We start from the raw sequence: 12,656 nt of genomic DNA, 5'->3' as shown, positions 1-12,656 counted from the left end.
CTTGCTCAGACGGCGAACGTGGGGGACGCTCGAAGGGTGACTGAGCAAACGATCCAACTCGAACTGGACGACTCGGGTCTCTCCCCTGGCCTGCCCGCGCCTTCAAACCCGCGCGATCAGGTCCAGGACGTGCCGTATCGACCAGTCGAGTTTCGTGACGACGACCTGCCCAGCGCGCTTGAGCGCTGTGCAGTATGGCTGCGCCAAGCGCAGGAGTGGCTGGGAGAACCGCTCGACGTCCTCGCGATCCACCTAGACTACGACGAGCGACAGGGTTCGCCCTACTACGACGTGAAGCTGCTTTGCAATGAGGAGGACCTAGCCGGGGTCCCCATCGCAATGCGCAACAAGAAGTAGCACTCGTCATCCACGCCGCGAAGGCCCTCTCGGACTCCGAGGGGGCCTTCGCCGCGTTTGGAGATAGGGGCATGACAAACCGCTGCGCACCCCGGCAAGATCGGAGGCGGACGAGGGAGGGTATGCCGGTGACCGAAATCGTGGTGCGCTGGTCCGAACCGCTGCCTGCGGAGGACCGCTACCTGAAGCTGCTGGACGAGTTGGAGCGCGGCCGCTACGACGCGTACCGGCTCGAAATCGACCAGCGCCGCTTCCTGACCGGCCGGGTGCTCGCGAAGACCCTCGCCGCGGAACGGCTCGGGGGTGCGGCGGAGTCCGTGCGCTTCGACGCGACCTGCGACGACTGCGGCAAACCGCACGGCCGTCCGCGCGTGCCGGGTTCGGACCTCGTGCTGTCGATCTCGCATTCGGGCAATCTGATCGGTCTCGCGGTCGCTGACGGCGTGCCGGTAGGCCTTGACGTCGAAACCGCCAGCCGCAAGGCGGACGCCTCGCTCGTGGAGTACGCGCTGAGCCCGGCCGAGCGGGAAGCCGTCGCGGGCCTGTCGGACGAGGAGCGTTCGGCAGCCTTCTTCATCTACTGGACGCGTAAGGAAGCGGTGATGAAGGCCACCGGCAAGGGGCTGAAGATCCCGCTGCAGAGCATCACGTTCTCCCGCTATGACGCCCCGGCCGAGCTGGTCGCGTCCGGTGACGAGGCACTCGACCCGGCGCGAACCCGGCTCGCCGACCTCAAGGCGGCTGACGGGCACCGGGCGGCGGTGGCGGCGTTGACGACAGGCAGCCTGAGCGTGACTGAGGAGCGCTGGCTGCCGTAAAGCTCGTGAGTGGTTGTGCCGGTTCTCACCGGCACAACCACTCACGACGCGCTGTCGTCCAGCCCCATCGCGCCGAGCAGCGTGCGGAACTTCGCGATCGTCTCCTGGTACTCGGTGTCCGGGTCCGACGCGGGCACGATGCCACCGCCCGCGAAGAGCCGCATCGACGTCTCGGCCACCTCGGCGCACCGGATCGCGACGGCCCATTCGCCGTCTCCCGCCGCGTCGACCCAGCCGACCGCGCCCGCGTAGTAACCGCGGTCGAACGGCTCCAGTTCCTGCACCAGGTCGCGCGCGGCGACGGTCGGGGTGCCGCAGACCGCCGGGGTCGGGTGCATCGCGGCGGCGAGGTCGAGGGCGGTCACTGAGCGGTCCGCCAGTTCGCCGGTGATGGACGTCCGCAGGTGCCAGATGGCGGGCGTGGAGACCAGCTCAGGACCGGCCGGGACGTCGAGCCCGCGGCAGAACGGCCGCAGCGACTCGATCACGTAGTCGATCACCAGGTCGTGTTCTTCCCGGTCCTTCGCGGACGCGAGGAGGGCTGCGCCGTTGGCCCGGTCGGTCTCCGGGTCGGCCGAACGCGGCATCGACCCGGCGTGCGGGGTCGTGAACACAGAGTCGCCCGCCCGGGAAAGCAGCAGCTCAGGGGTGGCCCCGACGAGGGTGCGGCCGCCGGGCAGTTCGGCGGCGTAAGTGAAGTGGCGCGGGTTGCCGCGGGCGAGGTTGCGCACGATCCCCTCGACCGGGATCGGCGCGTCGAATTCCAGCTCCAGCGCGCGGGCCAGCACGGCTTTGCGCAGGTCGCGGTCGCGCAGAGCGTTGACGGCCGCCCGCACGTTCTCGCGGTGGCCGTCGGCGGACGGAAGCCGCCGGGTGGCCGCCGGGGCGGGCAGGTCGACGGAGGGCGGCGCGACCGGGGTCTCGGAGCCGGCCTGGGCGCGATGCACGGTCCGGGGCAGCACGAGGTGCCCCGGTGAGGCAGCGCCGGGTCCGGTGTCGAACGGCAGCACGCCGACGGCGAGCGGCACGCCGGAACGGGCCAGCTCAGCGGCTGCCGAACGGGCGAGGCGGCGAGGGTCGGCGTCGGTGACGGTCCCGAGCGCACCGCGGGCGAGCAGGGCACGCCGGGCGGTCGCGAACAGGAAGTCGCCACGCTGGTAGCGGACGGTGGTCTCGGCCGGGGTCGCCGGCTCGGTACTGGTCGTCACTCCACCAGCGTCTCAGGATCCGGGAGCGCCGCGGGGAAAGTGTCGTCGGTGCAACACCTTCGCGCACACCTTCCCCGCGGCCGCCGGATCAGCGTTACTTGAGCGCGTCGATCAGCGCTTCGCGCTGCCGTTCGCCCAGGCCAGCGGCCCGGCGGTCGGGGTCGATCCCCGCCTGCTCGAGCAGCGCGGCGACCTTGACCGCGCCCAGGCCGGGCACCGCCTTGAGAAGCTGCGTGACCTTCGTCTTGCCGACGGTCTTGTTCTCCTTGGCCCGCTTGAGCACCGACTCGATGCTCTCCTTGCCGGACTTGATCGAAGCGAGCAGCTCCGAACGCGCCTTACGAGCCTCTGCCGCCTTGGCGAGGGCCTCGGCGCGCTGCTCCGGAGTCAACGTGGGCAGAGCCAACGTAATGTCCTTTCCTCTCAGGTCTCCGCTTTCGCGGCCGACGGTCTCAGCCGATGCTTGCAGCTGCAAGCGCTGGCCAGCCGTCACTTACCACGGCCCCAGTAAACGCCACGTGCCCGCAGTACGCGCAACCGACACGCACTTATCACCCGTCGACGGGCGCGGCGGACCTGCGCGAGGGGACCCCTCGCGACCTGTGAAAACGGCCTCAGAGGGCTCATTTCCGCCCCCATTACCTCACCCGAACGGGAGTGTATTTCGACGCAGTTAACACAACGCATTTTCTTGTCTCGCAACAGGAATCGCGACAGAAGTGGATCATGAAAGCGCGCGGCCGCCACCCGATGGCGGGAGAGGGCCGACAAGCCGTGACCGAACTTGTTCGTGCCCGATCCGGCGGATCCGCATTAGAGTCGGGCGCACCCCAGTTCACCGGCGAACGAGCACCACGGGAGTCACCCATGTTGAGCACGATGCAGGACGGACAGCTGTCGCTCGCGAAGCTGCTGCGCCACGGCACGAAGGTGCACGCGAAGAGCGAAGTCGTCACCTGGACCGGTTCAGAAGCCCGCCGGGAGACCTATGCGGAGCTCGGCAGGCACGCCGTCCGGCTGGCGAACGCGCTGCGCGGTCTCGGCGTCACCGGCGACCAGCGGGTCGGCACGTTCATGTGGAACAACGCCGAGCACCTCGCCGCCTACCTCGCGGTGCCCGCCATGGGCGCGGTGCTGCACACGCTGAACATCCGGCTGTTCCCCGAACAGCTGGTCTTCGTGGCGAACCACGCGGAGGACCACGTCGTCATCGTCGACGGCACGCTCGTGCCGCTGCTGGCGAGCAACCTGCCGGGGATGAAGACGGTCAAGCACGTGATCGTGGCCAACGGCGACGCGTCCGCGCTGACCGCGCCTGAGGGCATCACCGTGCACTCCTACGACGAGCTGCTGGCCAAGCAGTCCGACGAGTTCGACTGGCCGGAGATCGACGAGCGGGCCGCCGCCGCGATGTGTTACACCTCCGGCACCACTGGCGACCCGAAGGGCGTCGTCTACTCGCACCGGTCGATCTGGCTGCACTCGATGCAGGTCTGCATGACCGACAGCATGCGGCTCGCCCAGGAAGACCTGGCGCTGGCGATCGTGCCGATGTTCCACGCGATGTCGTGGGGCCTGCCGTACGCGGCGATGATGGTCGGAGCCTCGCTGCTGATGCCGGACCGGTTCCTGCAGCCGGCTCCGATCGCGGCGCTGCTGGCCGCGGAGAAGCCGACCTTCGCCGCCGCGGTGCCGACGATCTGGCAGGGCCTGCTCGCACACCTGGACGCGAACCCGCAGGACATCAGCCACGTGCGCGAGGTGGTCGTCGGCGGATCGGCCGCGCCGCCGTCGCTGATGCACGCCTTCGAGGAGCGCTACGACGTGCCGATCCTGCACGCGTGGGGCATGACCGAGACGTCGCCGCTGGGCAGCGTCGCGCGTCCGCCCGCCAGCGCGACCGGAGAGGAGCGCTGGGCCTACCGCTACACCCAGGGCCGGTTCCCGGCGTCCGTGGCGGCCCGGCTGATCGACGACGACGGCGAGGAACTGCCGTGGGACAACGAGGCGGTCGGCGAGCTGGAGGTGTCCGGTCCGTGGATCGCGGGGAGTTACTACGGAGGATCGGACGGTGCTCCCACGCCTGACCCGGAGAAGTTCCACGACGGCTGGCTGCGCACGGGTGACGTCGGCAAGATCAGCCCGGACGGCTTCCTGACGCTGACCGACCGCGCCAAGGACGTGATCAAGTCCGGCGGCGAATGGATCTCGTCGGTGGACCTGGAGAACGCCGTGATGGGCCATCCGGCGGTAGCCGAGGCGGCGGTCGTCGGCATCCCGGACGAGAAATGGGACGAACGCCCGCTGGTCGCCGTCGTGGTGCGGGAGGGCCAGCAGGTCACCGCTGAAGAACTGCGCGAGTACCTGTCGGGCAAGGTCGCGAAGTGGCAGCTGCCGGAGAACTGGACGTTCGTGGAGGAGGTGCCCAAGACGAGTGTCGGCAAGTTCGACAAGAAGCGGCTGCGCGCGTCCTACTCCGAGGGAAAGCTCGACATCTCACACCTCTGAGCGGTAAATCTCCGGCGAGTTGTCGGCCTGGGAAGGGCTTCGTACGGAAATCTGGTGCACGCAAGGAGCCCTTCCCAGCACGTCGGAGGAGAACTGGGGATGCAGCAGCGGAGCAGGAGGTCGTTCCTGTCGTTGGCGGGAACGGCGGCGGTGGGCGCGGTCGCGGCCGCGTGCGGGTCGAACACCGGGCGTCCCGGGGATCCGCCGCCGTCCACGGCGATGTCGGCGGGAGCCTCGACCCCGTCGCAGGCCCCGAAGGTCACGCTGCAGCAGTGGTACCACGCCTACGGCGAAGACGGCGTGCAGCAAGCCGTCAAGAACTACGCGGCCAGCTACCCGGCCGCGAAGGTCAACGTGGTGTGGAACCCCGGCGACTACGACTCGAAGATCGTCACCGCGCTGCAGAACAGCCCGGTGCCGGACGTGTTCGAGGCGCAGGTGAAGATCGACTGGGTCCGGCAGAACCAGGTGGTGCCGCTCGACGACATCATCGGGCCGGTCAAGAACGACTTCAGCCCTGCCGTGCTCGCCGCGCAGACCGTGGAGGGCAAGGTCTACGGCATTCCGCAGGCCACCGACACCCAGGTCCTCTTCTACCGCAAGAGCATGCTGCAGGCCGCCGGTGTGCAGCCGCCGCAGACCGTGGACGAGCTGATCGACGCCGCGAGCAAGCTGTCGAAGGACGGCGTGAAGGGGTTCTTCGCGGGCAATGACGGCGGCGTCGGCACGCTCACCGGACCGCTGCTGTGGTCGGCCGGGCTGGACTACCTGAAGAACAACAACCGCGAGGTCGGCTTCGACGATCCGCGCGCGGCCGCCGCGTTCGGCAAGCTGCACACGTTGAACACCAACGGTTCCCTGCTGCTCGGTGCGCCCGCCGACTGGTCGGATCCTGGCGCGTTCGTCGACGGGCTCTGCGCGATGCAGTGGACCGGGCTTTGGAACGTCCCGAAGATCCGCGACGCGCTCAACGACGACTTCGGCGTGCTGCCGTTCCCGAAGCTGGACGACAGCGGCAAGCCGTCGGTCCCGGTCGGCGCGTACGGCGCGATGGTCAACGCGAAGAGCGCGCACGTCAACGAGGCCAAGGCGTTCGTGAAGTGGCTGTGGATCGACCAGACCGACAGCCAGCTGGAGTTCGCCACCCGCTACGGCTTCCACGTGCCCGCCCGGCAGAGCCTGATCGACAAGGCGCAGACGCTGCAAAGCGGTCCGGCCGCGGACGTGGTGAAGTTCGTCAAGGAGAACAGCCACCTCGTCGGCGGTCCAGTGTGGACGCAGACGTCGAACACCGCGCTGTCGGACGCGGTCGCGAAGATCGCCAAGGAGGGCGCGGACCCGGTGGCGCAGACGAAGGCCGCGGTCACCGTCGCGCAGTCCGAGCTGAAACGCCTGTTCGGATGAGACTGTCCCGGAAAACCCGGGACACGCTGGCGTTCTGGGGGTTCGTGGGCCCGTTCGTGCTCGGCCTGGCGATCTTCGCCTACGTGCCGATCGGGTGGAGCCTGTACCTGTCGTTCTTCGACGCGCGCAACACAGTCACCCCCAGCGTCTTCGTCGGACTGGACAACTACGCGCACATGCTCTCCGACGGCCCGTTCGTCGCGAGCCTCGGCACGTTCAGCGTGTTCGCCCTGTTCATCGTGCCGCTGACGTTCGTGCTGTCGCTGGCCTTGGCGGTCGGCGTGAACCAGCTTCGGTTCGCGAAGGCGTTCTTCCGTTCGGTGTTCTTCCTGCCCTTCGCGTGCTCGTACGTGGTGGCGTCGCTGATCTGGAAGACGTCGCTGTTCTCCGGCGTCCGCTACGGTCTCGCGAACACCGTGCTCGGCGTCTTCGGCATCGACCCGGTGGCGTGGACCGGCACCGTGCACCCGCCGCTGTACTGGGTCGTGCTGGTGACCGCCCGGCTGTGGCTACAGCTCGGCTTTTACATGATCCTGTTCCTCGCCGCGCTGCAGCGGATTCCGCGGCATCTGTACGAAGCGGCGTGGCTCGACGGCGCGAAGCCGGGTTGGCAGGTTTTCCGGCACATCACGCTGCCGCAGCTGCGCGCGACGTCGGTGGCCGTGCTGCTGCTGAATCTGATCAACGCCTATCAGGCGTTCGACGAGTTCTACAACATCATGGGTGATTCCCGCGGTTACCCGCCGTTCGCGCGGCCGCCGCTGGTGTACCTCTACTACACCTCCCTCGGCTCCGGCGGCCAGGATCTTGGCCGCGGCAGCGCGGGCGCGATCATCCTGGCGCTGCTGATCGCCGCGGTGACTCTCCTCCAGGGCAAGCTTTTCCGGTTCGATCGGAGCGCGACATGATCCGCGCGGTGCTTCGCTGGACAGCGCTTGCCGTGTCCGCGATCCTCTTCCTGCTGCCGTTCTACCTGTTGCTGCGCAACGGTCTCGCCTCGCGCGCGGAGCTCACCGCGCCCGGTTGGACGCTGTGGCCGAAGCAGATCCACTGGGAGAACTTCACGAAGCTGTTCGACCAGCAGGACGTGCCGTTCGCGCGCAGCATCGTGAACTCGGTCGTCGTCGCGGTGCTGCAAACCGTGGGCCTGCTGGTGGTGTGCTCGCTCGCTGGCTACGGCCTGGCGCGGGTGCCCTACCGCTACTCGAAGCCGGTGTTCTACGCGGTGCTGGCGACGCTGATGATCCCGACGTCGGTGACGTTCGTGCCGAGTTTCGTGGTGGTGTCGACGCTCGGCTGGCTCTCGGATTTCCGCGGCCTGGTCATCCCCGGCCTGTTCAGCGCGTTCAGCGTTTTCCTGTTCCGGCAGTACTTCCTGGACTTCCCGAAGGAACTGGAAGACGCCGGCCGCGTTGACGGCCTGTCCCGCTGGGGCGTCTTCCGCAAGATCGTGGTGCCGAACTCGCGGGGCTTCTTCGCCGCGATCGCGGTGATCACCGTGATCGGCAGCTGGAACGCGTTCCTGTGGCCGCTGATCATCGCGCAGTCGCCGGACTCGTGGACGGTGCAGGTCGCCCTGTCCGGGCTGCTGACCGCGCAGAACCCGCAGCTGAACCTGCTGTTCCTGGCCGCGTTGCTGTCGATCGTGCCGATCGCGGCGCTCTTCGCGTTCCTCCAGCGATATCTGGTACGCGGGGTCACCGAATCCGGGTTGAAAGGCTGAAAACCGTCACATCGACCGGCGACCGCGCGTAGCGTTTCGCCGTTAGCCGCCGACGACTCACCGTCGCCACAGTCGTAGCAGGAGTGCAGCCATGACGGACCCTTATCAGCAGCAGCCTTATCCCGGCCAGGACCCGGCGCAGGGGCATCCTTCCGGGCCGGTGCCCTCGCCTGGGTATCCGTCCGGGCCCACGCCCACGCCGGGATACGCGCCGGCACCCTATGGAGCGCCGATGTACGGGGCGCCGTATGCGGCTCCGTATCCGGGGGGCGCGCCGTTGAAGACCAGCGGGCTCGCGATCGCCGGGATGGTGGTCGGGATCGTCGCGTTGATCTTCTTCTGGGTTCCGTTCTTTGACGTGGTCGCGGCGATTACCGCGATCGGGCTGTCGTGGGCCGGGATGGTGCAGGGCGGGAAGCCCGGGTGGACCGGGCAGGGGATGGGGATCGCCGGGCTGGTTTGCGGGATCCTGGCGGCTATTCCGGCGGTGATTTTCTTGGTGTGGTTCTTTGTGTCGTTGTCGGCGGTGGGGGCCACTTGCGCGTTTTACTGCTGAGGTCGGGGGCGGCTCGTCGCCTGGCGGCGACATCGCGCCCGGTTGCTTGCGTGGGGCACCCCGAAGCTTGGTTGTGCTGACGGTCCGAGGGTGCTTGTCAAGGCGGGAAAGATGCCTTGGCAAGCACCCTCGGACCGCATGTGGGCTTCGTAGCGGGGTGCGAGGGTGGTGCGGGTGCACCGTTCGCTGGGTACACGCGGCGGTTTCGCGAGTGGGGCTAGCGCCCCGAAGCGGCATTCGATACGTCGCCTGCACCCAATGTCACCTTGGGGCGCATCCCGGTGGGGCGGGCGGGTCCGTGCGGGCCCCTCCCGGCCCGGTAGCTGGTCGTGAGGGGAACCCTCAGGGAATCAGCGGCGGTGAGGGCGTCCCTCACGTACCGCTGGGCACGGCCTGGCCTCCCCTCCGTTCGGCGGTAGTGGCACCCGGGTCGGCGTGACAGAGTCTCCCGCATTGTCACGGCAAATGTGAGATACCTTCGCGTTCTGCTTCGGCGTAGTTCACCGGCCCGTCATGGGCGTCCAGGAGCGTGCGAGGGGCCGGCGAGACGGGGAGCGAAAACATGGCGGAACTGACCAGGCGGGCGTTCACCACCGCGGGTGCGGCTGGGGTGGGGTTGCTGCTGTGCACTCCCACGGCCAACGCGCTGGACCGTGCGTTGAGGCGGACCGCTCAGCGGGCCGTGCGGACTGCTGGGACCACGCTTGACCAGGCCGCTTCCGGGGCAGCCACTGGGTACTCGCGGCTTTCCGCCGGGCCGGGCTGGCCGGTCGCGGTCCGGGCGGACCTCGTTGAGGGCAAGTCCGGGCGCGACGACCGGCGGACCGCGCTCGGGGCGTTCGTGCAGTTCACCGACCTGCATATCACCGACACCGAATCGCCCGCTCGGTTCGAGTATCTGCATCCGTTCATCGGGTCCGCGCACCGGCCGCAGGAAACGCTGGGCACCGTCGCGACCAGTGCGCTCGTCAAGCGGGTCAACAGTTTGCGCGCGGGGCCGTTCACTGGGCGGCAGTTCGACTTCGTCGTGACCACCGGCGACAACACCGACAACCACGAACTGCTTGAGCTCGACTGGTTCCTCACGACGCTCAACGGCGGCGCGATCACGCCCAACTCCGGCGACCCGAACCGCTACGAGGGGGTCCAGGCTTCTGGCAATCCGGAGTTCTGGAACCCGGGCACACGGCTAGCCGATGACTACACCAAGAAGGGCTTTCCGCAGGTCCCCGGGCTGCTCGAAGCCGGGATCGCGGCGTTCACCGCGCCTGGGTTGAACCTGCCCTGGTACTGCACGTTCGGCAATCACGACGACAGCGTCGTCGGCACGCTGCCGGAGGGCATCCCGGGCATCGAGGGCTGGTACACCGGCAAATACAAGGTCGTCGGCAAGGACGAGAGCAGCGCGCGCAAGCTCGGCACCGCCATCCAACAGGGCAAGAGTGTGCCGCTCGGCGAGTTGTTCGGCGGCGGCACCGTTCGCGAGGTCACGCCGGATCCGCGCCGGCGGCCGTTCAGCACGTCGGAGTTCGTCAAGGCGCATCTCGCCGCGAAGAACACCGGGCCGGGGCCGGTCGGGCACGGCTTCACCGACGCCAACTCCGACGGGCGCGACGTCTACTACGCCTTCCGGATCGCTCCCGGCGTCACCGGAATCAGCCTCGACACCACCACGCAGGGCGGGTTCGCGGACGGTTCGATCGGGCTCGCGCAGTTCAACTGGGTCGAAGCGACACTCAAGCGCAACAGCTCGACGTACTACGACTTCTTCGGCCGCAAGGTGACCCATTCCGTCACCGACGAGCTGTTCGTCCTCTTCAGCCACCACACCAGCGGCACCATGGGCAACCTCCTGCCCGACGCGCGCCACCTGCTCGACCCGCGGCTGAACGGCGACACGTTCGTCGCGATGGTGCAGCGCTTCCCGAACGTCGTGGCATGGGTCAACGGGCACACCCACCTCAACAAGATCACCCCGCACGTCGGCAAGACCCCGGCGCAGAGCTTCTGGGAGATCAACACCGCCAGCCACATCGACTTCCCGCAGCACGCGCGGATCATCGAACTGGCCGACAACCACGACGGCACGCTGTCGGTGTTCACCACGCTCATCGAGGCCGACGCCCCGTACGCCGCGGACTACTCCGCCCGGACCCCCGACGCGCTCGCCTCGATGTACCGCGAGTTCTCCTACAACGACATCCACGCGAACCTCAGCCACGTCGGCGAGGCGGGCGACCGCAACACCGAGCTGCTGCTGACCAACCCGCTCAGCTGATTACCCGCGAGGTAATCGACTCCACGCGTCCGGCTGCGGTTGACTGCTCGGCATGACCGACGTCGAAGGCACGCAGCTGTTCCATAAAACGATGCCGTTCAGCGAGCGGCTCGGCATCGAGGTGCTGGAGCACGGCCCGGCCCTGGTCCGCAGCCGGATCGCGTGGGACGAATCCCTGTGCACGCTCGGCGGAGTGCTGCACGGCGGCGCCCTGATGGCGCTGGCCGATTCGACCGGCGCGGTCTGCGCGTTCCTCAATCTTCCCGAAGGCGCGCAGGGCACGACGACGCTGGAGTCCAAGACGAACTTCCTGCGCGGCGTCCGTTCGGGGTATGCCACTGCGTCGTCCACACCATTGCACGCCGGGCGCCGCGTCGTGGTCGTCGAGACCGAAATCCGCGACGACGACGGCAAGCTCGCCGCGAAAATCACCCAGACGCAAGCAGTGTTGTAGCGGCGGCTCTTTACTTACCCGCTCCGGAAGGCGAAAATCTTTGGCTACCACTGGGGTCTGGGGACGGAGCCGGAATGCGGGTTCGCGGGTTGGTCACGTTACTGTCCATCGTCATGCTCACGGCTGGTGCGGCACAGGCCGCCGCGGAACCGCAGCACGCGCGTAACGACGAGTCCATCGACTACCACGAATGGTCGTCCAGCTCGTTCTTCGCGGGCAAGTTCGACGGGCTCGGCTTCGGCTACGGCGGCCTGCGGATCACGCATCCGATCGGCAGCGTCGCGCACACCGAACCGGGGCTCGGCACCACGCNGCACCACGCGCACCTACGACTACGGCACCTGGACGTCGCCGAAGTACCGGCAGGGCTTCGACGCGACGCAGCTGATCGCGTCGTGGAACGCGCGCACCCCGGCCAAGACGTGGCTTGAGGTGCAGGCGCGCGGCCGGACTTCGGCCGGGGCCGAAACCACGTGGTACACGATGGGCCGCTGGGCCAGCGGGGACGCGGACATCCACCGCACCAGCGTCGACGGACAGAGCGACGACAACGCCTCGGTCGACGTCGACACGCTCGCCACGAAGGCAGGCGTCACGCTGCGCTCGTACCAGTTGCGCGTGACGCTCTACCGCGAGCAGGGTTCGCCGACCACGCCGACACTGTCCTCACTCGGCGCGATGACCTCGAACGTCCCCGACCGGTTCGACGTCCAGACCACCAAGCCCGGCCGAGCGCGCGGGATCGAGCTGAAGGTGCCGCCGTTCGCCCAGAACATCCACAAAGGACAGTTCCCGCAGTACGGCGGCGGCGGTGAGGCCTGGTGCAGCCCGACCTCGACCGAGATGGTCGCCGAATACTGGCACCGCAAGCCGACCGCGCAGCAGATGGACTGGATCCCGGCGGACTACCAGGACCGGTCGGTCGTCTACGCCGCGCGCGGCACCTACGACTACGCCTACGACGGCACCGGCAACTGGCCGTTCAACACCGCGTACGCCGCTTCGCTGGGCTTGCGCGGGCACATCACCCGGCTGCACGACCTCAACGAACTCGAAGGCTACATCGCGCACGGCATCCCGGTGATCACCTCGCAGTCGTTCCTGGCCAGCGAACTCGACGGCGCGGGCTACGGCACGGCCGGACACCTGATGGTCGTCGTCGGCTTCACCCAGGCGGGCGACGTGATCGCGAACGACCCGGCGTCCAGCTCCGATGGCCGCGTGCGCACGGTGTACAAGCGGGACCAGTTCGAGAAGATCTGGCAGCGCACGAAGCGGCACACCGAGAGCGGCGCGGTGGCCAGCGGGCCGGGCGGCGTGGTCTACCTGATCACCCCGTAAAACGCGCTG

The 12,656-nt window shown here is 68.2% G+C and carries 11 protein-coding genes and 1 pseudogene; 10 read left to right on the top strand and 2 right to left on the bottom strand.

Annotated features, from left to right (window positions below; genetic code table 11):
* Nucleotides 1-36 precede the first annotated feature (36 nt).
* On the top strand, nucleotides 37-357 hold the full coding sequence (locus A4R44_RS00350) for a hypothetical protein (RefSeq protein ID WP_067575281.1): 321 nt from the start codon (nucleotides 37-39) through the stop codon (nucleotides 355-357).
* A gap of 128 nt (nucleotides 358-485) precedes the next feature.
* Nucleotides 486-1,175, top strand: coding sequence for a 4'-phosphopantetheinyl transferase superfamily protein (locus A4R44_RS00345; RefSeq protein WP_067576486.1), 690 nt, complete (start codon nucleotides 486-488; stop codon nucleotides 1,173-1,175).
* Nucleotides 1,176-1,216: 41 nt separating this feature from the next.
* Here the strand turns inward: A4R44_RS00345 and A4R44_RS00340 are convergent, their stop codons facing one another.
* Both A4R44_RS00340 and mihF read right to left on the bottom strand, forming a co-directional pair.
* Nucleotides 1,217-2,383 (bottom strand): isochorismate synthase MenF, encoded by a 1,167-nt coding sequence (locus A4R44_RS00340; RefSeq protein ID WP_067575279.1) that lies wholly within the window; start codon nucleotides 2,381-2,383, stop codon nucleotides 1,217-1,219.
* Nucleotides 2,384-2,477: 94 nt separating this feature from the next.
* Nucleotides 2,478-2,789: an integration host factor, actinobacterial type gene (mihF, locus tag A4R44_RS00335; RefSeq protein ID WP_020664542.1), complete on the bottom strand. Its 312-nt coding sequence runs from the start codon at nucleotides 2,787-2,789 to the stop codon at nucleotides 2,478-2,480.
* Between the two features lie 461 nt (nucleotides 2,790-3,250).
* Between mihF and A4R44_RS00330 the strand changes: the two genes are divergently transcribed.
* The 8 genes and pseudogenes from A4R44_RS00330 (at nucleotide 3,251) to A4R44_RS00295 (ending at nucleotide 12,647) form a co-directional block, all read left to right on the top strand.
* A complete protein-coding gene (locus A4R44_RS00330; protein ID WP_067575277.1) occupies nucleotides 3,251-4,891 on the top strand; it encodes a long-chain fatty acid--CoA ligase in 1,641 nt (546 codons plus the stop codon).
* A 99-nt stretch (nucleotides 4,892-4,990) separates the two neighbouring features.
* Complete coding sequence (locus A4R44_RS00325; protein ID WP_067575275.1) at nucleotides 4,991-6,295, top strand: ABC transporter substrate-binding protein; 1,305 nt, start codon at nucleotides 4,991-4,993, stop codon at nucleotides 6,293-6,295.
* Entirely contained in the window at nucleotides 6,292-7,203 is a 912-nt protein-coding gene (locus tag A4R44_RS00320) for a carbohydrate ABC transporter permease (protein WP_067575273.1), read from the top strand. The genes A4R44_RS00325 and A4R44_RS00320 overlap by 4 nt, the downstream gene beginning before the upstream one ends.
* Entirely contained in the window at nucleotides 7,200-8,018 is an 819-nt protein-coding gene (locus A4R44_RS00315) for a carbohydrate ABC transporter permease (protein ID WP_067575271.1), read from the top strand. The genes A4R44_RS00320 and A4R44_RS00315 overlap by 4 nt, the downstream gene beginning before the upstream one ends.
* Before the next feature lie 91 nt (nucleotides 8,019-8,109).
* Nucleotides 8,110-8,574, top strand: coding sequence for a hypothetical protein (locus A4R44_RS00310; protein WP_067575269.1), 465 nt, complete (start codon nucleotides 8,110-8,112; stop codon nucleotides 8,572-8,574).
* Between the two features lie 562 nt (nucleotides 8,575-9,136).
* Complete coding sequence (locus A4R44_RS00305) at nucleotides 9,137-10,852, top strand: TIGR03767 family metallophosphoesterase (protein ID WP_067575267.1); 1,716 nt, start codon at nucleotides 9,137-9,139, stop codon at nucleotides 10,850-10,852.
* Nucleotides 10,853-10,904: 52 nt separating this feature from the next.
* A complete protein-coding gene (locus tag A4R44_RS00300) occupies nucleotides 10,905-11,306 on the top strand; it encodes a PaaI family thioesterase (protein ID WP_067575265.1) in 402 nt (133 codons plus the stop codon).
* Nucleotides 11,307-11,380: 74 nt separating this feature from the next.
* Nucleotides 11,381-12,647: pseudogene (locus A4R44_RS00295) on the top strand (peptidase C39 family protein).
* The last annotated feature ends 9 nt before the right edge of the window (nucleotides 12,648-12,656 follow it).

Source organism: Amycolatopsis sp. M39, assembly GCF_001651785.1.
Taxonomy (GTDB): Bacteria; Actinomycetota; Actinomycetes; order Mycobacteriales; family Pseudonocardiaceae; genus Amycolatopsis; species Amycolatopsis rubida.
This window is presented reverse-complemented; position numbering and strand designations above follow the sequence as displayed.